At 71.3% G+C, this 21916-nt stretch carries 17 protein-coding genes; 6 read left to right on the top strand and 11 right to left on the bottom strand.

Annotation, left to right across the window (positions count from 1 at the left end; translation table 11 throughout):
* Positions 1-31: 31 nt before the first annotated feature.
* The 3 genes from M2157_RS44380 to M2157_RS44390 form a co-directional block, all read right to left on the bottom strand.
* Positions 32-709: an AIM24 family protein gene (locus M2157_RS44380; protein WP_266520173.1), complete on the bottom strand. Its 678-nt coding sequence runs from the start codon at positions 707-709 to the stop codon at positions 32-34.
* Between the two features lie 69 nt (positions 710-778).
* Entirely contained in the window at positions 779-2197 is a 1419-nt protein-coding gene (locus M2157_RS44385) for a CAP domain-containing protein (RefSeq protein WP_280868030.1), read from the bottom strand.
* A 65-nt stretch (positions 2198-2262) separates the two neighbouring features.
* A complete protein-coding gene (locus M2157_RS44390) occupies positions 2263-3459 on the bottom strand; it encodes a serine hydrolase domain-containing protein (RefSeq protein WP_280868031.1) in 1197 nt (398 codons plus the stop codon).
* Between the two features lie 176 nt (positions 3460-3635).
* Between M2157_RS44390 and M2157_RS44395 the strand changes: the two genes are divergently transcribed.
* Genes M2157_RS44395 through M2157_RS44410 form a run of 4 tightly spaced genes read left to right on the top strand, consistent with a single transcriptional unit; the run spans position 3636 to position 10190 of the window.
* A complete protein-coding gene (locus tag M2157_RS44395) occupies positions 3636-4814 on the top strand; it encodes an ROK family transcriptional regulator (protein WP_280868032.1) in 1179 nt (392 codons plus the stop codon).
* A gap of 29 nt (positions 4815-4843) precedes the next feature.
* On the top strand, positions 4844-6625 hold the full coding sequence (locus M2157_RS44400; protein ID WP_280868033.1) for a carbohydrate-binding protein: 1782 nt from the start codon (positions 4844-4846) through the stop codon (positions 6623-6625).
* Between the two features lie 20 nt (positions 6626-6645).
* Positions 6646-8988 (top strand): glycoside hydrolase N-terminal domain-containing protein, encoded by a 2343-nt coding sequence (locus M2157_RS44405; protein ID WP_280868034.1) that lies wholly within the window; start codon positions 6646-6648, stop codon positions 8986-8988.
* On the top strand, positions 8985-10190 hold the full coding sequence (locus M2157_RS44410) for an SGNH/GDSL hydrolase family protein (protein ID WP_280868035.1): 1206 nt from the start codon (positions 8985-8987) through the stop codon (positions 10188-10190). The genes M2157_RS44405 and M2157_RS44410 overlap by 4 nt, the downstream gene beginning before the upstream one ends.
* A gap of 7 nt (positions 10191-10197) precedes the next feature.
* Here M2157_RS44410 and M2157_RS44415 read toward each other — a convergent pair whose 3' ends face one another.
* The 5 genes from M2157_RS44415 to M2157_RS44435 form a co-directional block, all read right to left on the bottom strand.
* A complete protein-coding gene (locus M2157_RS44415) occupies positions 10198-13143 on the bottom strand; it encodes a helix-turn-helix transcriptional regulator (RefSeq protein WP_280868036.1) in 2946 nt (981 codons plus the stop codon).
* A 60-nt stretch (positions 13144-13203) separates the two neighbouring features.
* Positions 13204-13557 carry a UBP-type zinc finger domain-containing protein gene (locus M2157_RS44420; RefSeq protein WP_280855466.1) on the bottom strand — a complete coding sequence of 118 codons (354 nt, stop codon included), beginning with the start codon at positions 13555-13557 and terminating at the stop codon, positions 13204-13206.
* Positions 13554-15011: an ATP-binding protein gene (locus M2157_RS44425; RefSeq protein WP_280855465.1), complete on the bottom strand. Its 1458-nt coding sequence runs from the start codon at positions 15009-15011 to the stop codon at positions 13554-13556. Before M2157_RS44425 ends, M2157_RS44420 begins: the two co-directional genes overlap by 4 nt.
* Entirely contained in the window at positions 15008-16684 is a 1677-nt protein-coding gene (locus M2157_RS44430) for an FAD-dependent oxidoreductase (RefSeq protein ID WP_280855464.1), read from the bottom strand. Before M2157_RS44430 ends, M2157_RS44425 begins: the two co-directional genes overlap by 4 nt.
* A gap of 119 nt (positions 16685-16803) precedes the next feature.
* Positions 16804-17157 carry a VOC family protein gene (locus M2157_RS44435; RefSeq protein WP_280868037.1) on the bottom strand — a complete coding sequence of 118 codons (354 nt, stop codon included), beginning with the start codon at positions 17155-17157 and terminating at the stop codon, positions 16804-16806.
* 60 nt (positions 17158-17217) lie between these two features.
* On the opposite strand from M2157_RS44435, the gene M2157_RS44440 reads away from it, so the two are divergent.
* On the top strand, positions 17218-18090 hold the full coding sequence (locus M2157_RS44440) for a universal stress protein (protein ID WP_280855462.1): 873 nt from the start codon (positions 17218-17220) through the stop codon (positions 18088-18090).
* Positions 18091-18092: 2 nt separating this feature from the next.
* Here M2157_RS44440 and M2157_RS44445 read toward each other — a convergent pair whose 3' ends face one another.
* The 3 genes from M2157_RS44445 to M2157_RS44455 form a co-directional block, all read right to left on the bottom strand.
* Complete coding sequence (locus M2157_RS44445; protein ID WP_280868038.1) at positions 18093-19334, bottom strand: DUF4032 domain-containing protein; 1242 nt, start codon at positions 19332-19334, stop codon at positions 18093-18095.
* A 41-nt stretch (positions 19335-19375) separates the two neighbouring features.
* Positions 19376-20122, bottom strand: a complete 747-nt coding sequence (locus tag M2157_RS44450) for an MBL fold metallo-hydrolase (RefSeq protein ID WP_280868039.1) — start codon at positions 20120-20122, stop codon at positions 19376-19378.
* A 415-nt stretch (positions 20123-20537) separates the two neighbouring features.
* Complete coding sequence (locus M2157_RS44455; RefSeq protein ID WP_280868040.1) at positions 20538-21167, bottom strand: alpha-ketoglutarate-dependent dioxygenase AlkB; 630 nt, start codon at positions 21165-21167, stop codon at positions 20538-20540.
* 115 nt (positions 21168-21282) lie between these two features.
* On the opposite strand from M2157_RS44455, the gene M2157_RS44460 reads away from it, so the two are divergent.
* Positions 21283-21909, top strand: a complete 627-nt coding sequence (locus M2157_RS44460) for a TetR/AcrR family transcriptional regulator (protein WP_280855459.1) — start codon at positions 21283-21285, stop codon at positions 21907-21909.
* The last annotated feature ends 7 nt before the right edge of the window (positions 21910-21916 follow it).

Below are 21916 nucleotides of genomic sequence, written 5' to 3' on the forward strand. Positions count from 1 at the left end.
GCCTGTGAGGCGCAGATCACTGCCTGGGGCCTCAGTGCTGCTGTGCCTTCTGCGGGGTCACCTCGCTCGGCCGTACGACGACGTACCCGGAGCCCTGCAGCACCAGCTGCACCGCCTCGCCGGAACCGCCGCGCAGCATCGACCCGATGGACTGCGAACGGTGCAGCGAGGTTGCGAGGCCCGCCGTCCACCCGACGACCGCGTCCGTGTCGACGTACACCGGGAACTCCGGCGAGACCGGGATCACCAGCGGGTTGCCCTCGCAGACGAGCCCGAGCCTGCCGTGACCCGTGAAGACACTGTTGAACAGCCCGCCACCGGCTATGCCCGCACCCTTCACGGTCGCGATCCGGTACGCCAACGAGGCGTCGAAACACAGGACGTTGCGGCCGTTGACCGTGAACTCGTCACCCGGTTCCACGTCGACGATGAAACAGTTCTGCGCCTCGTGCGCGAACCAGGCCTCGCCCTGCCCGCGCACCGCCATCAACGGCAGTCCCTCGCCGGTGACGGCTCGCTTGAGCATGCCCCCGACGCCCTGGCCCTTGCGCTCGAACTGGAGATTGCCGCGGTAGGCGACCATCGCCCCCTGGCGGGCGAGCATCTCGCCGTGCACCGCGTACCTGATGCACTTGGAGTTCTCGACCGTCATACCCGGCGCCGTGGCCGGCTGCACCATGTGCTCACTGGAAAACAGGTCACCCTTCATGGGGGCATCCTGGCCCGGAGGGCTTCCCTCCGCCAAGATCGCGGCGCAACTCTCGTCCGCGGGGCTCGCTCAGGCGCCGAACAGCTGGGTCCAGTACGTGCCCGCCGGGCCGCCGCCGGCGAAGCCGATCCCGATGTGGGTGAAGCCGGGCTTGAGGATGTTGGCGCGGTGACCCGGGCTGTTCATCCAGCCCTCGACGACCTCGGCGGCCGAGCGCTGGCCGCACGCGATGTTCTCCCCGATCGAGCGACGGGTCGAGCCCGCGGCGGCGGCCCGGTCCCAGGGCTGGGTGCCCTCGGGTGAGGTGTGGGAGTAGAAGGCGCGGACCGCCATGTCGGTGCTGTACGCCTGCGCGGCACGGGCCAGAAGGGGATCGACGCCGAGCGGCGGCAGACCGGCCCTGCCGCGCTCGCGGTTGGTGAGGCCGACGACCTCGTCGGCGGTCCGCGTCAGGTCGGCGGGCGTGAGCGGCCTGGCCCACAGCGCCGTCCAGTACATGTCGCCGGAGCGGCCTCTGGTGGCGTGGGCCAGACCGACGTGGCAGAAGGCCGGCTCGTGCACGGTCCGCCGGGGCTGCTCGGTGCGCAGGCAGTACGCGACGAACTCGGAGGGGTCGCGGGGGCCGGAGACGAGGTGCTCGCCGACGGTGAGGTACGCGTATCCGGTGGCGGTGAGCCGCTGGAAGACGGAGACGCCGTCCGGGCCTTCCACGCCGAGGCGGTCCGCGGAGGCCATCGCGGAGGAGTGGGCGCGGGCGGCCTCGGTGAGACGGGGTTCGAGCGTGACCGGGGGCGAACCGGCCGCGGAGCGCGCCGAGTTGACCGGGGTGAGGAAGGCGGCCAGATCGGGGGAGGCGGCGGGCGCGGGGGAGCGGAGCAGGGGTGCGGGGCGGGTGGAAGGCGGCGGGTTGGCCGGGGACCTTCCCGAGGACGTCCGGAAGGCGGGAGCAGCGGCAGGACGTGACCGCGATACCGTCAGCGGCACGGAAGGCACCGCGGTCGTCGGCGTGTCGTCCATGACATCCACTCCGAAGTCCCGCGCCAGCCCCGCGAGCCCGTCCGCGTACCCCTGCCCCAGCGCCCGCAGCTTCCAGCCGTCGCCCCGCCGGTAGATCTCCGCGAGCAGCAGGACGGTCTCCTGCCGTGGCCGCGCCGGCGCGAACCGGGCGAGCGGGCGGCCGCCCGCACCGGTGACCTGGAGGACCGGGGCCGGCAGCCGGCCCAGGGGGGTGCCGGGGTCGGTGGGGCTGACGACCACCGTCACCCTGGAGGCGCCCGCGCGCAGTCCCCGGGGATCGACGGTCAGGGTGCCGCCGGAGAGCCGGGCGCCGGGAGCGGAGGGCTGGTTGTAGAACACGAAGTCGGCGTCGCCCCCGACCTTGCCGCCGTCGTCCGTGATGAGGGCGGACACGTCGAAGGGGCCGGGCACCCGCACGGTGACGGCCCCTTCGGGGAGGGGCAGATTGCCCCCGGGGACCAACTCGCTCATCGTGCCGCCCTGGTGTCGTCGCTCGCCGTGAAAACGCACACCAGGGCGCAGGGGTTCCCGCGTGCTCAGTCCAGCGTGACCGCCGGGGCGATGTCCTCGTGCCGCTCCACCGGCGCCTTGCCGCGCGGAGCCTTCGTGGCCTTGCCGCAGAACACGGAGTCGAGGGTGCGCAGCATCGTGTTGAGGACCGTGCCGTTGTTGGAGGTGTTGGCGACCGCGGCGAGAGCACGCTTGCCGTCCTTCGAGGCGAACGCGTACGTGTAGAAGCCCTGCACGGCACCCGTGTGGCCGTACACCGAGACCCCGCACGACAGATCGCGTCGGCGCAACCCGAGGCCGTACGCCTGACCACTCCCCGACGGTGCCCACCGCTCCATCTGGGCCAGTTGCGCGGCCGAGGTGAGCCGGCCCGCGAGCAGGGCGGACAGGAAGGTGTTCAGGTCCCGGGTGCTGGAGATGAGCGCGCCCGCGCTCTGCGCCCACGACGCGGTCTGCTCGGTCGCGTCGACGAGGGGGGTGCCGGCCTGGTCCGGGGTGAGATAGCCGCGGGCGTGACGGCCGGGGATCTTCATGCCGGGGTGCACATAGAACGTGTCGCGCAGCTGCAGAGGCTCAATGATCCGCTTCTCGTACTCGGTCCGCACCGGGTTCCCGGTCAGCTTCTCGATCAGCATCCCGGCGACGACGAAGTTGGTGTTCGAGTACGAGTACACCGCGCCCGGCGCGTTCGTGCGCGGTTTGCGCAGCGAGAGCTTCACCAGCTCCTCGGGGGTGAAGACCTTCTTGCGGACCGCCTCGAACCCCTGGACCGTCTTGGCGAACATCTCGTTCGTGTAGTCGTACAGGCCGCTGCGTTGGCTCAGGACGTGCCGCACCGTGATCCGGTCGTCCGGCAGCAGTCCGGGCAGGTAGCGGTTGACCGGCGCGTCGAGCTCCAGCTTCTTCTCGTCGACCAGTTGGAGCAGGACGACGGCGGTGAAGGTCTTGGTGACGCTGCCGATACGGAACCGGTCGGTGTCGCTCATCGTCTGCTCGCTCTTGCGGTCCGCGACGCCGACCGCGGCCCGGTACACCGTGTTCCCGTCGTCGATCCGGGCCATGGACCCCGGCGCGCCCTGCGCCGTCGCGGAATGCAACACGCCGAGCAGACCTGTGAGATCCACCGCGGGGGCGGCGGGCGACCCGGCGTGGGCGGGGACCGCGAGAAGGGGCAGCAGGACCGCTCCGGCCACCGTCCCGACCATCACTCGTGCTGATGCCATCCGGCTGATCTCCTGTCGTTCCGTCAGTTTCCATACGAACGCGGAGATTATCGCCATGAAAGGTGCAAAAAGTTATGATTGACCGCTCCGATCGGCACAGAAGTCTCTTCGGGAACGCACAGCCAATCCTGCTTCTTTTATTGACGAAGGAAAAGAAGACCTCTAAGTTCCCGGCCATGCGCTCCACCCCTCGCGCCGAGACGTTCCCCGCCAACACACCCGCCGCCTCACAGGTGTTCACCACCGTCCTGTCCCAGGGCCCCCTGCCCCGCCTGGAGGTGGCCCGGCGGGTCGGTCTGTCGCCGGCCGCCGTCACCAAGGCAGTCCGGCCGCTCATCGAGGCCGGATACCTGGTGGAGGGCGCGGACCAGGACGCCCGCCCGGCGCTCGGGCGGCCCGCGAACCTCGTACGGGTCGACGGAGGGCGGGCCCTGTTCATCGGCGTCAAGGTCACCGACGACGAGATCATCGGGGTTCTCACCGACCTGTGCTGCCGCATCCGCGTCGCCCGGCATCTGCCGCTGCCCGACCGCGAACCCAGGACGGTGCTCGCGAGCATCACGGAACTCGTCCAGCTGCTCCTCGCCGAGACGGACGGCTCCACGGCTCCGGTCCTGGGTCTGGGCATCGCGGTCTCCGGTGACGTCGACCGGGCCGAGGGCGCCGTCCGCTACTCGCCCTTCCTGGAGTGGCACGACGTCCCGCTCGCCGAACTCGCCGCCACGACCACCGGGTTGCCGGTCACCGTCGACAACGACGTACGTGCCCTGACGGTCGCCGAGCAGTGGTTCGGCGCCGGAGTGGGCCTGTCCGACTTCGCCGTGGTCACCGTGGGCGCGGGCATCGGCTGCGGCCTGGTGGTGCACGGCCGTGTCGTCGCCGGGGCGCACGGAGTGGCCGGGGAGATCGGCCATGTGACCGTCGACCCGGCCGGCCCGCTCTGCCACTGCGGCAACCGCGGCTGCGTCGAGGCGATCGCCGGGGAAGCCGCGATCGTCCGGCAGGTCCGCGAGGCCACCGGGGCCGAACTCCCCGACGCCGCCGCAGCCCTGGCCCTGGCCCGCGAAGGCGTCGCCGGAGCCCGGGACGTCTACGCCCGCGCGGGCGAGGCGATCGGCCGGGGCATCGCCACCGTCGCCAACCTCCTCGGCCCCGAACGCGTGATCATCTCCGGCGAAGGGCTCGCCGCCTACGACCTGTTCGCCGAGCAGATCCGCGACGCCTTCGTCGCGGCCGCCTTCGGCTCCGCCGCCCAGTGCGACGTCCGCACCCACCCGCTGCCCTTCGACGAGTGGGCCCGCGGAGCCGCCGCCACCGCCATCCAGTCCTTCATCACCCCGGACCCGAGCCGATAAGAACCCGCACCCCATTGGAGGTACGACCCATGCGGTCATCCTCGTACTTCGCCCTGCCCGCCAGAGCCCTGCTGGTGCTCGCTCTCACGGCGGTCGCCGTCCCCACGGCCCACGCCGCCGACAACACCCCCGCGCAGTCCCTCGCCGCCAAGCCCTACATGGGCTGGTCCAGTTGGAGCATGCAGTCGTCCAAGTACCCCGGCCTCAACCCGGACGGCGACTACAGCTACCTCACCGAGGCCAACGTCCTGCAGCAGACCGACGCCATGGCCGCCAAGCTGAAGAAGTACGGCTACGAGTACGTCAACATCGACGCCGGCTGGTGGATGGACAAGGCCTGGAAGTCCGGCTTCGACCAGTACGGCCGCCAGAAGCCCGACCCGGTCCGCTTCCCCCACGGCATGAAGGCCGTCGCCGACCGCATCCACGCCAAGGGCCTCAAGGCCGGCATCTACCTCCCGGCCGGCCTGGAGAAGGGAGCGTACGGCGACGGCACGACACCGATCTGGAACGCCGACGGCTGCACCACCGCCGACATCGTGTACGACGACCTGCGCACCACCAACGGCTGGGACAGCGCGTACAAGCTCGACTTCGCCAAGCCGTGCACCAGCAAGTACATCGACTCCCAGGCCCAGTTGATCGCTGGTTGGGGCTACGACTTCCTCAAGCTCGACGGGGTCGGCCCCGGCTCCGGGAAGAGCGGCGACCAGTACGACAACGTTGCCGACGTGGCCGCCTGGAACAGGGCGATAGCCGCCACCGGCCGCACCGTCCACCTCGAACTCTCCTGGTCCCTCGACATCGGACACGCCGCCGACTGGAAGAAGTACTCGCAGGGCTGGCGCATCGACACCGACGTCGAGTGCTACTGCAACACCCTCGTCAGCTGGGAGAACTCGGTCGACGACCGCTGGGACGACACCCCCGCCTGGACCCGGCACGCCGGACCCGGCGGCTGGAACGACCTCGACTCCCTCGATGTCGGCAACGGCCAGATGGACGGCCTGACCAGGGCGGAACGGCAGAGCTACGCCACCCTGTGGGCCATCGCCAAGTCCCCCCTCTACACCGGCGACGACCTCACCCGCCTCGACTCCTACGGCCTGTCCCTGCTGACCAACCGCGAGGTCATCGCCCTCAACCAGGGCCCCAACCCGCCCGCACACCCGGTCACCCCGTCCGACCCGCAGCAGGTCTGGGCCGCCGAGAACCCCGACGGCACCTGGACCGTCGCCCTGTTCAACCTCGCCGACGCGCCCGCCGCCGTCACCGCCGACTGGACCACCCTCGGCTTCACCGGCAAGGCGTCCGTCCGCGACCTGTGGAACCACGAGAACCTCGGCACCTACCGGAACAAGGTGACCCAGGCCCTGCCCGCCCACGGCTCGCGCCTGTTCACGGTCACCCCGCACGGCACCGGACTCGCCTTCACGGGATACGAGGCCGAGTCCTCCGCGAACACCCTCGGCGGCAACGCCTCCGTCGCCGACTGCTCCGCCTGCTCCGACGGAAAGAAGGTCGGCAACTTGTACCTCGGCGGGACCCTGACCTTCCGCGACGTCGTCGTCGCCAAGGCCGGCACCTACCAGATCAAGGTCTCCTACATCAGCGGTGACGCCCGCTCGGTGGACGTCTCGGCGAACGGCGGCGGCGCCACCCGCCACAAGCTCCCCGCCACCGGCGACTGGGGGACCGTGTCGAGCGTGTACGTGCCCGTGACGCTCAAGGCCGGCGCCAACACGATCACCTTCGACAGCGGCACCGGTTACGCACCGGACCTCGACCGGATCGACGTACCGAAGTCCTGACCGAGCCTCCAGGAGCCGCCATGACCCCCGACCCGTCCAGACGCGGTGTCCTCGCGCTGACCGCCGCACTCGCCGCGCTGCCCACATTCACCGCCACTGCGGCACCTCAACGGCCCGCCGACGCACCCGCCCTCGACACCGACCCACGCCACCGGCTCCGGTGGCAGGCTCCCGCCGACGAACACTCGATGATCGAACAGGGCCTGCCCGTCGGCAACGGCCGCCTCGGCGCCCTCGCGAGCAACGACTCCGGCCGCGAACTCCTTCTCGTCACCGACGCCACCCTGTGGACCGGCGGCCTCAACGACACCCTCGACGCCGACGGCCAATTCCCCTACGGCCGCCAGGATTTCGGCTCCTTCACCCTGCTGGCCCGGCTCACCGTCGACATCCCCGACCACGACCTGTCCGCCGTCTCCGGCTACCGCCGCACCCTCGACCTCGCCCAGGGCGTCAACGAAACGTCGTACGTCCGCTCCGGAGTGACCTACCGACGCCAGATCTTCGCCAGCCGGCCCGACGACGTCATCGTCCTGCACTTCAGCCAGAGCGGAGGAGGCCGCTACACCGGAACGATCACGCTGGAGGGGACGCATGGCGAGGAGCCCGCGGTCTCCTTCGGGGCCGCCCTCCCGAACGGCCTGAGATACGGGGCCGCGATCACGGCGTACGGCTCCGGCGGCAGTGTCACTGTCGAAGGGACGCACATCGGCTTCACCGGGTGCAAAGAGCTCACCGTCATCCTGAGCGGGGGCACCAACTACACACCCGACGCCGCCGCGCACTTCCGCGACCCCTCCCTCGACCCTCAGAAGCTCGCACGCACCAAGGTCGGGGCCGCTGCCCGTCACTCGGCGAACTCCCTGCTCCGCACCCACACCGCCGACCATCACGCCCTGTTCGGGCAGTTGGACGTCTCGCTCGGCACGTCCTCAGCCGAGCAGCGCTCCCTGGACACCTGGGAGCGCCTGCGCGCACGCGCCCGGGACGGGGTGCCCGACCCGGAACTGGAGGCGCAGTACCTGCAGTTCGGCCGCTACCTGATGATCGCGGGATCACGCGGCAGCCTCCCGCTGGGCCTCCAGGGACTGTGGCTCGACGGCAACGACCCGGACTGGATGGGCGACTACCACACCGACATCAACATCCAGATGAACTACTGGGCGGCCGACCGGACCGGTCTGTCCCAGTGCTTCGACGCGTTCACCGACTACTGCGTCGCCCAGCTCCCGTCCTGGACCGACCTCACCCGCAGGCTGTTCAACGACCCCCGCAACCGCTATCGCAACTCCACGGGGAAGAACGCCGGCTGGACGGTCGCCATCTCCACCAATCCCTTCGGCGGAGGCGGCTGGTGGTGGCATCCGGCGGGCAACGCCTGGCTGTGCAACTCCCTGTGGGAGCACTACGAGTTCACCGCCTCCCGCGCCCATCTGGAGAAGATCTACCCCCTCCTGAGAGGCGCCTGCGAGTTCTGGGAGGCGCGGCTGCTGACCATGACCCTCCCGGGCACCTCACGCGAGGTCCTGATCGCCGACAGCGACTGGTCGCCCGAGCACGGCCCGCTCGACGCCAAGGGCATCACCTACGCCCAGGAACTCGTGTGGGCGCTGTTCGGCAACTACTGCACGGCCGCGGCCGAGTTGAGGAAGGACGCGGAATTCGCCGCCACGATCGCCGGCCTCCGCAAGCGCCTCCACCTCCCCCAGGTCAGCCCCACCACGGGCTGGCTGGAGGAGTGGATGTCCCCCGACAACCTCGGCGAGACCACCCACCGCCATCTGTCGCCGCTCGTCGGTCTCTTCCCCGGCGACCGCATCCGCCCCGACGGCTCCACCCCGGCCGACATCGTCGAGGGTGCCACCGCCCTGCTCACCGCACGCGGCATGGAGAGCTTCGGCTGGGCCAACGCCTGGCGCGGTCTGTGCTGGGCCCGCCTCAAGAATGCCGACAAGGCCTACCAGCTGGTGGTCAACAACCTCCGGCCCTCCAGCGGAGGCAGCAACGGCACCGCCTTCAACCTCTTCGACATCTACCAGGTGGAACAGGGCCGCGGAATCTTTCAGATCGACGCGAATCTGGGTACCCCTGCAGCGATGATCGAGATGCTGCTCTACTCCCGCCCCGGCCACCTGGAGCTCCTGCCTGCCCTGCCCCACGCCTGGGCCGCCTCCGGCTCCCTCACGGGAGCAAAGGCACGCGGCGGCTTCGTCGTAGACCTACGCTGGCGGGATGGGAAACCGACCGAAGCACGGATCCGAAGCGCCGGAGGCCGCACCACGACGGTCGCGTACGCGGGAAGCGCCCGCACGGTGACACTGAAGCCGGGCGCCACGGTCACCCTGAAGGGCTTCGACCGATGAGGCGCCGGGCGGCCCGAGGGGCGCGGCTCCTCGCGGTGACGGTCGCGGCCGCCGCACTCCAGGCCACGCCCGCCCCGGCCGCCGTCAGCCCGCCCGACGGGGTGATCACCTGGGGCACGAGCGCCTACCCCATCGGCGACTCGGCCGCCGACCGCGGCTACCGCATGGTCGTGCACACCAGCGTGGGCGGACGTGACCCTCGCGTCCGGCTCTCCAACGCGTTCGGCCACCAGCCGGTCACCTTCGACAGCGTCTACGCCGGTCTCCAGCTGAAGAGCGCCGAGCTGGTGCGCGGCACCAACCGGCGGCTCACCTTCGAGGGGTCGTCCTCCGTCACCGTGGAACCCGGCAGCACGGTGTACAGCGACCCCTTGTCCGGCAGGCTGGCCGCAGGGGCGAACCTGGTCGTCAGCCTCCACACCCCGGACGCGGCGGGCCCGGTCACCGGACACTGGATGGCCCTGCAGACGTCGTACGCCACCCAGGGCGACCACACCGCCGAGGAGAGCGGCGCCCACTGGACCGAGGGCATCGGGTCGTGGTTCTACCTCGACGCGGTCTCGGTGCGCACGCCCGCGGCCACCGGTGCCGTGGTCGCACTCGGCGACTCCATCACCGACGGCTGGCAGTCCACCAGCGACCACAACCGCCGCTGGCCCGACTACCTCGCCCGCCGCCTCCAGAAAGCCCACACCACGGTCAAGGGCGTGGCCAACGAGGGGATCGCCGGCAACAAGGTGCTGGCCGACGGCGCCGGGCCGAGCGCCCTGAACCGGCTGGACCGGGACGTCCTCTCCCAGCCGGGCGTGCACACCGTGTTCCTCTTCGAAGGGGTCAACGACCTCAAGGCCCACACCGGTGTCACCGCACGGCATCTGATCGCCGGCTACCGCGAGATCGTCGACCGGGCCCACGACGCCGGCAAGTGCGTCGTCGTCTCCACCATCGCCCCCTTCAAGGGCTGGCCGGAATGGGATCCGGCCGCCGAGGCCGTACGACAGGAGGTCAACGACTTCATCAGGAGCCACAGCGACGAGTTCGACGCGGTCACCGACTTCGACCGCGTCCTGCGCAGCCCCTACGACCACGAGCGGATGCTCCCCGTGTTCGACGGCGGGGACCACATCCACCCCAACGACAAGGGCATGCAGGCGATGGCGGACTCCGTCGACCTGAACAGCCTGGACTGCGCTCGCCACTGAGGCAGCGTCAGCCGCGGGCCGTCGTCTCCGGGGCGATCAACCCCTTGCGGTAGGCGACGGCCACGGCCTCGGTGCGGCTCGCCGCGCCCAGTTTGGCCAGGATGTTGGAGACGTGCACACTCGCCGTCTTGCCGGTGATGAACAGCTCCTCACCGATCTGGCGGTTGCTGCGCCCCCGGGCGAGCAGCCGCAGCACGTCCCGCTCACGGGCCGTGAGCAGCGACGCGGTGGGCGGGACCTCGGCGAGCCGGCCCCGCCGGATCAGCTCGTCGACCTGCTCCAGCAGCACCGTGGCGCCGAGCCGGGCGAACACCTCACGAGCGGCACGCGCCTCGGCCACGGCCTCCTCACGCCGGTCGGCGACGAGCAGGGCCTCGGCGTACCGCAGCCGGCAGCGCGCCGGTTCGTACACGTCACCGAAGTCGAACGCGGCGACCGCCCTCGCCCAGGCCTCCGCGTCCGGCCCCGACAGGGCCCGTGTCCACTCCGCCTCGGCCCGGGCCAGCCAGGCCTGCCCCTCCGGGCCCTGCGGTATCCCGCGCTCGCCGTGCGCGGCGGTGGTCCTGGCCAGCTCCACCAGCTCGGTCGCGGTCTCCGCCCAGCGACGCGCCCCGGCCTGGTCTCCCTTGCGGCGCAGATCGTCGGCCCGGTCGGCGACCGCGGACAACGCGAGGGTGGCCAGCCGGACGGTGACGTGGGGAAGCGCGCCCGTGTCGTCGGTCAGCGCCGCGACGGTGGACCGCATCCGCTGTACGGCGTCCTCGGCGTCGCCCCGCAGCGCCGCCGCGTCGGTCAGCGCGATGCCCGCGACGAGTGTGGCCATCCAGTCGAAGGGCCCCTCCAACAGGGCCCGCGCCCGGTCGGTGGCCCTGCGGTCGCCGCGCGCGAGCCCGACGTACAGCGCGGGCGCCATCGTGTACCCGCCGGCCGCGGGCAGCACGTCGGCATCGGCGTGGGCCGCCCGGACACAGTCGTCCCAGCGGCCCAGCGTGTAGAGCACCAGCAGTTGGAGGTAGCGCATCTCCATCGGATACGGCGACGACAGCAGCCCGGCGCGACGGGCACGGTCCAGCCCTTCGGTGAGCCAGGGCAGACACTCGTCGAGGTGCCCGGACTCGAAGCAGCCGACGGCGAGATTGAACAGCGCGCGCATCTCCACGGGGGTGCTGCCCGCCCGCCGGGCCAGCTCCCGGGCCTGCCGCAACCGTTCCCGCCCCGCCTCCGTGCGGCGGCCGCCGCCTTCGAGGACGGCCAGGGAGATCAGCAGATCCGCCTGGGCGTCCGGCACGCCCAACTGCTCGGCGGTGCCGAGGGCCTGCCGGGCGACCCGCAGCGCGACCTCGTTCTCCCCGACGTGCCGGGCCGCCATCACATGGGTGGCCGCGGCCCACACCCAGGTACGGGACGGGGGATCGGCGGGGATCATGGCGAGTGCCTCGCTGCTGTAGGCGAAGGCCGCTGTGAGGTTGTCGACGCTCATCAGGTTCCCGGCGAGCGTGTAGCGCACCCGGGCGGCGAGTTCGGAGTCCGCCTCCTGGCCGACACCGGCGAGCGCGGCGCGCGTGAGCGAGACCGCCCGGTGCAGTTCGCCGGTGTGCGCGGCCGCCGCCGAGGCCCGCAGCATGAGCCGTACCCGGTCGACCCCCTCACCCGAGGGCCGCGCCGTCGACTCCACCGCCGACCACAGATCGAGGGCCGCCTCCAGATGCCGTAGCTCCTCGGCCGGTGCGCCCACCCGCTGGGCGTGGTCCGCGGCCTCCAGCGAGGCGGAGAGTGCCTCGGCCAGGTCATGGCTCTCGCGGTAGTGGTGGGCCCGCTCCGCCGCGCTCTCGGCCCGATGCCCCCGCGCCTCCAGCAGCCGGGCGAACGCCCCGTGCAGCCGCGCCCGCTCGCCCGGCAGCAGATCGGCGTACACGGCCTCACGGGCGAGGGCATGCCGGAACGCGTACGTGTCCCCTTCACCGGGCACCAGCAGCTGTCGCCCGATGGCCTCCCGCAGCGCCGATTCCAGCTCTTCCTCGGGCAGTCGTACGGCATCCCTCAGCAGGTCGTGCTCGACGCGCCGCCCGGCGACGGCGGCGGTGCGCAGCACCTGCTGAGCGGTGTCGGACAGCTGCTCGAACCGGATCAGCAGCACGTCGGCCAGCCCACTGGGCACCCCGCCGTCCCCGTTCCCCGTGGCGGCGACCAACTCCTCGGCATAGAACGCGTTGCCCTCGGCCCGCTCGACGATCCGCCGCACGGTGTGGTCCGGCAGCGGCGCCTCCCGCAGAGACCGCACCAGCCGGGCCACCTCGCCGTCGGCCATCGGCCGCAACTCCAGCCGCTCGACCCCGGGCAGCCGCACCAGCTCGGCGAGCAGCGGACGCAACGGATGCCGCCGGTGCAGATCATCCGCCCGGTACGAAGCGAGAACGGCCAGCCGGTGCGTGGGCGCCCCACCCGCCGACCGCTGGAGGATGCCCCGGCTGAGCAGGAACCGCAGCAGATCGCGGGACGACTGATCGGCCCAGTGCAGATCCTCCAGGACGAGCAGCAGGGGAGCGATGTCCGAGAGATCGGCGAGCAGCCCGGCGATCCCCTCGAACAACCGGAGCCGCCCACCGGAGTCGCCGACCGCGCCGCCGCCCAGCAATCGTTCCACCGCTGGGTACGCGGCGAGGGCACCGGCGAACCGTTCGTCCTGGGCGAGCGCTCCCAGGACCTCGGTGAACGGCAGATACGGCAGGCCGACATCACCGAGATCGACACAGTGCCCGGTGAGCACGGTCATCCCGGCCGTCGAGGCCCGCCCCGTGACCTCGTCCAGCAGCCGGGTCTTGCCGACCCCGGCGTCCCCGGCGACGAGGACCGCCCGAGCCTCCCCGCTGCGGGCACGCTCCAGCACACCTGAGAGCCGGGTCAGTTCGTCTTCCCGGCCGATGAGAGGCGTACTGATGGAGATCTGCGACACGAATACATCCTGGCACTTGCCTCTGACAGGGGCTTGACCGACCTCAGGGGCGCGGGAAACTCACCTGCGCAGCGTCCGCGCCCAGTCCGCCGGCACCCGCCCCTCCGGCCCAGGAGCCGGCTGACCCTCCGGATGACTCACCGGCGCCGCGAGCTCGGGCCCCGCCTCGAACATCTCATTCGTCTCGAAGTTCCAGAACCACTCCTCACCCGGCTCGAAACTCTGCACCAGAGGATGCCCCGCGTCCCGGAAATGCCCTGTCGCGTGCTGCCCGGGCGAGGAGTCGCAGCACCCGACGTGCCCGCACTGCGCACACCGCCGCAGATGGAACCACCATCCGCCCGCCGCGTCGCACTCCACACACCCGTCCCCGCTGGGCGGCACGCTCGGGTCGAGCCCCTTGATGTCGGTCATTCCGACTCCTCGGTCGTGTCGTTGTCCACGGCGGTCAGCGGAAGCAGCACCTGGAAGCGGGTGTCGCCGGGTGACGACTCCACCTGAAGCGTCCCGTGGTGCTTGTTGACCACGATCCGCCAGGAGATGTCGAGGCCGAGCCCCGTCCCCTCGCCCACCGGCTTGGTGGTGAAGAAGGGGTCGAAGATGCGCCCGCGGATGTCCGGCGGCACCCCGGGCCCGGTGTCCCGGAACTCCACGAGGAGCCGGTCGTGTTCGAGCGCGGTCCGGACGGTCAACGTCCCGTCACCGCCGACGCTGTTGATGGCCTGCACCGCGTTGTCGATCAGGTTCGTCCACACCTGGTTGAGCTCGGCGGGGTAGGCAGGGATCCTCGGCAGCGTGCGGTCGTAGTCCTTGACGACCTTGATCTGCTGCCCGATCTTCCCGGACAGCATCAGCAGTGTGCTGTCGAGGAGTTCGTGCACGTCGGCCACCTGGTACGGCGCCCGGTCCAGCTGGGAGTACTGCTTCGCAGCGTCGACGAGATGGGAGATACGGGCCGTGGAGTCGTTGATCTCGTCCATCAGCAGCTCGGTCTCGACGGTGTAGTTGAGCCAGCCGATCGCGTTCGGCAGGATCTCCTCGTCCACGGCCACCGCGATCTGGTCCAGCCAGTCCACGTCGAGGCCCGCCTGCACGAAGGTGGGCGCGATCCGCCAGCCCTCCTGGATGCCGTGGTCGTCGAGCCAGTCGCTGAGCGCGTCCTCCCGGTCGGAGGCCTCCAGCGGGCTCAACACGGGCGCCTTGGCCACCCGTTCGGCGGTGCGCTCCTGGATGTCGATGAGGTTCGCCATCACCTCGGGGCTGTAGGAGCCCTGCGCGATGACGGCGAGCTTGTGCCGCATCTTGCCGACCCGCTCGCGCAGCGTCGCCGTGGCCCGCACGGCCGCCGCCGCCGGATTGTTGAGCTCGTGCGTGAGACCGGCGGACAACGAGCCGAGCGCCAGCAGCCGTTCCCGCTGCCCGATGGCCCGCTGGGTGTTCTTCGAACCGAAGAAGAGCCCCTCCAGCAGATGGACCGCCATCGGGAACCATTCCTGCATGAAGGCCGAGAACATCTCCGCGGGCAGCACGAAGAACCGCGAAGGCTCCGTCACCCGCATGGAGTTGTTGTAGGTCTGCTGCACCCGGTCCTTGAGATAGGCCTGCATGGACCCCGAGTACACCCCGCGCTGCGAGGTGCGGTTGACCTCCACGTCGTCGCCGGCGACCCGGCGGGAGAGGACGACCGTGCCTTCGAGCATCACGTAGAAGCAGGTGGCGGGTTCACCCTCGGTGTACACCGGGCCGGGTTCGAACCGCTCCACCCGGCCCGCGGCGCACAGCTGCCCGAGCTGCTCGGGGGTGAGCTTCTCGAACAGGAACAGCGACCCGATCTCCCCGGGGGCGCACGGCAGCAACTGCCCGCTCATGACTGCTCCAGATACCGGTGGACGAGCATCACGGCCATGGCTCCCTCTCCGACGGCGGACGCGACCCGCTTCGCGGACTCGGCGCGCGCGTCGCCCGCGACGAACACGCCCGGAATGTTGGTCTCCAGGTGGTACGGCGGCCGGTCCAGCTCCCAGTCCGCCGGCGGCCGCCCGTCGGGGGTGAGGTCGGGCCCGGCCAGGATGAACCCGTGCTCGTCCCGCAGCACGGTGCCGTCGAGCCAACCGGTCAGCGGGGCCGCGCCGATGAACACGAACATCCACTGCGCGTCGACGAGTTCGGTCTCCCCGGTCTCGGTGTCGCGCAGGGTCAGCTGCTCCAGGTGGTCGGTGCCGTGGGCGGCCTCGACGACGGTACGCGCGCGTACCGAGATGTTGGGAGCCTCCTCGATCTGCTGGATCAGGTAGTGCGACATCGAGGCGGAGAGATCGGGGCCGCGCACCAGCAGGGTCACCGACTTGGCGCCCCGGGACAGGTACATCGCCGCCTGCCCCGCGGAGTTGGCGCCACCGACGATGTAGATGTCCTGCCCCTGGCAGGAGGCCGCCTCGGTGAGTGCCGAGCCGTAGAACACCCCGCAGCCGGTCAGGTCCGTGCAGCCCGGCGCCTCCAGCTGCCGGTACGACACGCCCGTCGCCAGGATCACGCTGTGCGCGGCCACCGCCGACCCGTCCGAGAACCGCACGGTGCGGGCCGCGCCGTTGACCTCCAGGCCCGCCACCTCACGGGCGGTGAGGATCTCCGCGCCGAACTTCGTCGCCTGCCGGCGGGCCCGGTCGGTGAGCTGGGCGCCCGACACACCGTCGGGGAAGCCCAGGTAGTTCTCGATCCGTGAGCTCTGCCCGGCCTGCCCGCCGGTCGCCGACCGTTCCACGAGCACGGTGCGCAGCCCCTCCGAGGCTCCGTACACCGCCGCTCCGAGTCCGGCGGGGCCGCCGCCGATGACGACGAGGTCGTAGAAGTCGGCGGTCGGGGTCGTGGCGAGGCCCACGTGGGCGGCCAGGTCGGGTGCCTCCGGCTTGACCAGGGGCGTGCCGTCGGGGGTGATCACCACCGGCAGCCGCTGCCCGTCCTGCCCCGCGGCGGCCAGCAGCCGCTGCCCCTCCGGCTCCTCCGTGGAGTACCAGCGGTACGGCACCTGGTTGCGGGCCAGGAACTCCCGCACGTCCGAGGAACGCGCCGACCAGCGGTGTCCGATCACCTTGGTGGCGGGCACCGGCCGGTAGTCGCTGCAGCGCCACGCCTCCAGGAGGTCGTCCAGCACCGGATAGAGCTTCTCCTCGGGCGGGTCCCACGGCTTGAGGAGATAGTGGTCGAGATCGACGACGTTGATCGCGTCGATCGCCGCGCTGGTGTCCGCGTACGCCGTCAGCAGCACGCGGCGGGCGCCCGGATACACGTCCAGGGCCTGTTCGAGGAACTCGATGCCGTTCATCTGCGGCATGCGGTAGTCGGCCAGGATCACCGCCACGAGGTCGCCGCGCAGCTTGAGCTCCCGCAGCGCCTCCAGCGCGGACTCGCCGGACTCCGCGCGCACGATCCGGTACGACTCGCCGTAGCGCCGCCGAAGATCGCGGGCGACGGCGCGGGAGACCCCCGGGTCGTCGTCCACGGTCAGGATGACGGTCCGCGCCGATTCGGCGGCCTGTGCCATAGGTCTCCCACCCCGAGCGGTCGGTCAGGGCCCAGCGCCCCCCGTTGTCACCGGCCCGGTCCCGCCCATCGTATGTTCGATCGCCGGGCTGTGCGCAGGTATGGCTGACCCTGCCGGGGTCAGGGCCGGCGCTCGCCCAGCACGCAGAACTCGTTGCCCTCGGGATCCATGAGCGTCACCCAGGGCACCTCGCCCTGCCCCACGTCGGCGTGCCGGGCGCCCAGGGCGAGGAAGCGGGTGACCTCGGCCTCCTGGTCGTCCGGGCGGAAGTCGAGATGGAGGCGGTTCTTGACGGTCTTCGCCTCCGGCACCGGCACGAAGAGCAGCCCCGGCATCCGGTCCTTCTCGGGGCGGATCTCGAACTCGTCCGGGGCCTCCCCGACCACGACCCAGCCCAGCGCCTCGGCCCACCAGCGCCCGAGGGCTACGGGATCGGCCGAGTCCACGATGACTTGCTCCCATTCCAAAGCCATACGGGCAGCGTAGTGAAGACTGGACCGCACGCACGTGACCGCTGACAGGAAGGCCACCGCATGACCCGCCCGATCACCGCAGGGATCGACGGAACCGAGGAGAGCCTCGCCGCGCTGGACTGGGCCGCGCGGGAGGCGGTCCGGCGAGACGTGGCGCTACGGGTGATACACGCGTGGCGGTTCCAGCCGTACGAGGGAATCGACGCGGGGGACCGGGACACCCAGGAGGGCTGGGCGCGGGACGCCGTGACCGAGGCCGTCCGGACGGTCACCGGGCGGCACACCGGGCTCGACGTGTCCACCGAGGTCGTCGAGGGCGGCAGCGTGGACGTGCTGGTGGCCGCCGCTGCCGACGCCGAACTGCTGGTCCTCGGCTCCCGCGGGCACGGGCCGGTCGTCGGCTTCCTGCTGGGCTCGGTCGGCCAGCAGGTGATCGCGGAGGCGGCGCGGCCCGTCGTCCTGGTGCGCGCCGGGGACCAGGCCACCGCGGAGGCGTCCGGACGCGAGATCGTCGTGGGCCAGGAGGGCGACCCGGAGGACAGCGCCGACGTCCTGCGGTTCGCCTTCGAGACGGCGGCGGCGCGGGGGGCCACCGTGCGTGCCGTACGGGCCTGGACGCTGCCGCCTGTGTTCGCCTACAGCCCCGGCTCGCTGAAGCTTCTGGACGAGGCCGGAGGACTGGAGCCGTACGAGAAGAAGGCCCTGGCCTCGGCGCTCCAGCCGTGGCGGGAACGCTTCCCCGACGTGCCGGTCGTCGAGCACATCGAGATGGGCAGCGCGGGGCAGGTGCTGCTGTCGGTGACCGCGCGGGCCCAGCTGATGGTCGTCGGACGCCGGGCCCGCCGTACCGCTGTGGGGGCCCGGATCGGATCGGTCGCGCACGGCGTGCTGCACCACGCGGACTGCCCGGTGGCCGTGGTGCCGCACGCCTGAGGTCAGTCCGCGGTGGCGGGGGTGGGCTGGAGCGTCTCCCGGGCCTTGGGGAGGATGTTCGTGATGTAGTCGTCCACCGCCGTGTCAAGGCCGATGTCGTGCTGGGCCCGCTCGGACAGGTACCAGCGGTGCTCAAGGAGCTCGTGGTAGATCTCGGCCGGGTCCATCGACCCGCGCATCTCGAGCGGCACGGCCCGCACCGTGGGCCGGAACACGTCCCGCACCCAGCGGTGGGCGAGCACCTCCGGGCGGGCGCCGAGGGGGTCGCCCGGGGCGTAGTCGTCCTGGGTGGCCATCCAGCTCTCCAGGTCGTTCAGGAGCCGGCGGGCCTGGTTCTCCTCGGTGTCCAGGCCCGTCAGGCGCAGGAGCTGGCGCTGGTGGTGACCCGCGTCCACGACCTTCGGCACGAACGTGACCGTGTCGCCGTTCGGCGCGTGCTCGATCTGCATCTCGGCCACGTCGAAGCCGAGTTCGTTGAGCCGGCGGATCCGGCGCTCGATGTAGTGGTACTTGCCCGCCGGGTAGACGGACCTGCGGGTCAGCTCCTCCCACAGGCCGTTGTAGCGCGAGCAGATCTCCATGCCGAACTCGATCGCGTCCACCGAGGGGTGCAGCGCCCCGGATGCCTCCAGGTCGAGCAGCTCGCCGCTGATGTTCACGCGGGCGAGGTCGAGGTCGTAGTCCCGCTGCCCGGGGCTGAGCTGCGGATGCAGGTCACCGGTCTCGGCGTCCACCAGATAGGCGGCGTAGGCGCCCGCGTCCCGTCTGAAGAGCGTGTTGGACAGCGAGCAGTCGCCCCAGGCGAACCCGGCCAGGTGCAGGCGGACCAGAAGGACGGCCAGCGCGTCCATGAGGCGGTGCATGGTGGCGGGACGCATGGTGGTCTCGAACATCGAGCGGTACGGCATCGAGCCGCCCAGATGCCGGGTGACCAGCACCGGCTCCAGCGGGGCGTCCTCGGCGTCGACGCGCCCTGTGACCACGGCGAGCGGATCGACGGCGGGGATGCCGAGCCGGTCCAGGTCGCGCAGCAGTTCGTACTCGCGCAGCGCCGGGCGCTCGGCGAGCTCCTTCACGGCGATGACCTCGTCACCGGCCCGGGCGTAGCGCACCACGTGGCGCGAGATGCCGCGCGGCAGCGGGACCAGGACCTCCTCCGGCCACTGCTCCAGCGGCAGCTGCCAGGGCAGTTCGAGCAGGAGCGCGGGGTGCTCCGGGTTCGTCGCGCTGATCTGCAGTGCCATCGGTGCTCTGTCCTCGCCTGGTCGGTGATCGTCACCTCACCTTAGAGCGCGCGGTCCCTGGCCTGAAGTGCCGCTTCACGGACTGGACCTCGGTGTACCGGCCCGTGTCCCGGCAGCAGCACATCGCCCTCCAGCCCCGCGAACACGTCCAGCGACGCCACGGCACGGGCGCGCTCGTGATGGAACATGTCCGGCAGCAGCTGGGGCCCCTTGACCCGTGAGGTCGGGTGACCGCTCACCAGGCCGTCGCCGGAGATCACCACGCCGCGCTCGGGGAGCTGGAAGGCGCAGTGCCCGTCGGTGTGGCCCGGCGTGTACACGGGCCGCGGACGGCCCGGCAGATCGAGCGTGCCCTCCGCCGGGAAGGGCTGCGGGGAGGCGACGGGCACATGGGCCGTGCCGCCCACGCGGATCGCGTGCACCGCCCACGGCAGCACACCGGGCCGCCAGCCGTTCTTCAGGACCGTCCCGACGGACACCTGGTGCAGGAACTCCCGCCGCGCGTGCGGCACTTCGGCCTCGTGCAGGTAGACCGGCGTGCCGTAGGCGCTGCGCAGATACTCGGCGGAGCCGAGGTGGTCGTTGTGGGCGTGCGTGATGAGCACGGCGGTGACCGCCTCCGGGGAGCTCCCCACCTCCGCGAGGGAGGCGAGCACCTGCTCCCGGTCGCCCGGGTAGCCGGTGTCGACCAGCGTGGCGGCGCTTCCCTCAGTCAGAATGACCCAGTTGGTGTTGCTGCCGTGCACCAGATAGGTGCCGTCCGCGACTTGCTGCACGCCTGCGCTCATGATCGCCCCGTCCGGTGAGTCCCTGCCCGACGGCACACAGCAAAGCAGACGCTCAGGCGATCCGGAGCGGCGGGTACCGGTCCTCCAGCGCTCAACTTCCGTGGTGACGAGGCTGCCTCCGGCACCGTCCGCGTGGCTGCCGCGCCGGGGTGCGCGGCGCCGGACAGAGGGGTCGGCGACCTCCGTCAGCCTTGAACACCACGGGACCGGCGCGCACCCCGGGCCGGGCACGCTCCTGGAGACCTGCACCCCCGGGCTCCCGGCCCGCCCACGCCACGGTTTCGTCCTCCGGGCCCGCCGCCGCAGCGGCTTGTCGCCGGTCCTCCCCGTCCGGCCCCCGGAGGGACGAGGCTGCCTCCGGCACCGTCCGCCGGAGGCAGCCCCCGCGTGCAGCGGAAGCAGCCGCCTCTCTGCCTCAGCGCACGCCGTGCGGGCGGAACTGGATGCTGATGCGCGGCCCCGTGGCGCGCGTGGACTTCGGTACGGCGTGCTCCCAGGTGCGCTGACAGGAGCCGCCCATCACGATCAGGTCGCCGTGTCCCAGCGGCCGCCGTACGGTCCCGGCGCCGCCGCGAACCGGTCGCAGTACCAGGTCGCGCGGTGCACCCACGGAGAGGATGGCGACCATGGTGTCCTCGCGGGCGCCCCGTCCGGTCCGGTCGCCGTGCCAGGCGACGCTGTCCCGGCCGTCGCGGTAGTAGCAGAGCCCGGCCGTGGTGAAGGGTTCGCCCAGCTCCTCGGCATAGTGCGCGGTGAGCGCCTCGCGGGCCTCGGTGAGTACGGGATGCGGCAGCTTGTCGTCCACGCCGTAGAAGGCGAGCAGGCGCGGTACGTCGACGACGTGGTCGTACATCGCGCGGCGCTCCGCGCGCCACGGCACCTCGGCGGCCAGCTGTTCGAAGAGGGCGTCCGCGCCACCGAGCCATCCGGGCAGTGTGTCGATCCAGGCGCCGAAGCCGAGCACGGTACGGCGGATCCCGTCGAGGGGGCCGAGCCGCAGCTGGTCGGTCTGGTCGAAGAGGGAGCCCTGGAGGTGCGCGGTCATGGATCCAGCGTACTCCTTATTCGAAAATCTGTTCCAATGAAATCCGCTGAGGTGTTCGACTCTTTCGATGCATCGCTGTATCGGATACATTCGCGTATCGAACGGAGGACCCGACATGGCGACACAGGACACGACCAGACGCGTGACCAGGCGCCGGGTCCGCACACGCGCCAACCTCCTGGACGCGGCCTTCGCGGTGTTCGCCGCCAAGGGCTTCGGGCGCGTGTCGATCGAGGAGGTCTGCGAGGCCGCCGGATACAGCCGGGGCGCCTTCTACTCGAACTTCGACAGTCTCGACGAGCTCTTCTTCGCGCTCTACCAGCAGCGCGCGGACCTGATCGCGGAGCAGGTCTCCGGGGCCCTCGCCCTCGACGGGCCGGGCCTCGACGTGGTGGCCGCCGTCGACCGGGTCACCGAAGTGCTGCTCCTCGACCGGGACTGGCTTCTGGTCAAGACCGACTTCCTGGTGCACGCCGCCCGCGCGCCCGAGGTCGCCCGGACGCTGCTCGAACACCGGGCGCGGCTCAGGCGGGCCGTCGCCGAACGGCTGGCACGCGCGCGAGGGCACGCCGAACTGCCCGCCGTGCCGGCCGACGTCGAGGACGCCGCCCACGCCGTGGTCGCCGCCTACGACGGTGTCACCGTCCAACTGCTGCTGGACGGGGATCTCGAGCGGGCCCGTGTCTGGCTGAAGCAACTGCTCACCGCGCTGCTCACCGACGGCAGCGACACCACCGTATGAAGGAAGG

Source organism: Streptomyces sp. SAI-127 (genome assembly GCF_029894425.1).
Lineage (GTDB): Bacteria > Actinomycetota > Actinomycetes > Streptomycetales > Streptomycetaceae > Streptomyces.

Bases quoted from the DNA above. Each gene is read 5' to 3' on its own strand.
- M2157_RS44380 (WP_266520173.1), bottom strand. From the start codon at position 709: ATGAAGGGTGACCTGTTTTCCAGTGAGCACATGGTGCAGCCGGCCACG.
- M2157_RS44385 (WP_280868030.1), bottom strand. From the start codon at position 2,197: ATGAGCGAGTTGGTCCCCGGGGGCAATCTGCCCCTCCCCGAAGGGGCC.
- M2157_RS44390 (WP_280868031.1), bottom strand. From the start codon at position 3,459: ATGGCATCAGCACGAGTGATGGTCGGGACGGTGGCCGGAGCGGTCCTG.
- M2157_RS44395 (WP_280868032.1), top strand. From the start codon at position 3,636: ATGCGCTCCACCCCTCGCGCCGAGACGTTCCCCGCCAACACACCCGCC.
- M2157_RS44400 (WP_280868033.1), top strand. From the start codon at position 4,844: ATGCGGTCATCCTCGTACTTCGCCCTGCCCGCCAGAGCCCTGCTGGTG.
- M2157_RS44405 (WP_280868034.1), top strand. From the start codon at position 6,646: ATGACCCCCGACCCGTCCAGACGCGGTGTCCTCGCGCTGACCGCCGCA.
- M2157_RS44410 (WP_280868035.1), top strand. From the start codon at position 8,985: ATGAGGCGCCGGGCGGCCCGAGGGGCGCGGCTCCTCGCGGTGACGGTC.
- M2157_RS44420 (WP_280855466.1), bottom strand. From the start codon at position 13,557: ATGACCGACATCAAGGGGCTCGACCCGAGCGTGCCGCCCAGCGGGGAC.
- M2157_RS44425 (WP_280855465.1), bottom strand. From the start codon at position 15,011: ATGAGCGGGCAGTTGCTGCCGTGCGCCCCCGGGGAGATCGGGTCGCTG.
- M2157_RS44430 (WP_280855464.1), bottom strand. From the start codon at position 16,684: ATGGCACAGGCCGCCGAATCGGCGCGGACCGTCATCCTGACCGTGGAC.
- M2157_RS44435 (WP_280868037.1), bottom strand. From the start codon at position 17,157: ATGGCTTTGGAATGGGAGCAAGTCATCGTGGACTCGGCCGATCCCGTA.
- M2157_RS44440 (WP_280855462.1), top strand. From the start codon at position 17,218: ATGACCCGCCCGATCACCGCAGGGATCGACGGAACCGAGGAGAGCCTC.
- M2157_RS44445 (WP_280868038.1), bottom strand. From the start codon at position 19,334: ATGGCACTGCAGATCAGCGCGACGAACCCGGAGCACCCCGCGCTCCTG.
- M2157_RS44450 (WP_280868039.1), bottom strand. From the start codon at position 20,122: ATGAGCGCAGGCGTGCAGCAAGTCGCGGACGGCACCTATCTGGTGCAC.
- M2157_RS44455 (WP_280868040.1), bottom strand. From the start codon at position 21,167: ATGACCGCGCACCTCCAGGGCTCCCTCTTCGACCAGACCGACCAGCTG.
- M2157_RS44460 (WP_280855459.1), top strand. From the start codon at position 21,283: ATGGCGACACAGGACACGACCAGACGCGTGACCAGGCGCCGGGTCCGC.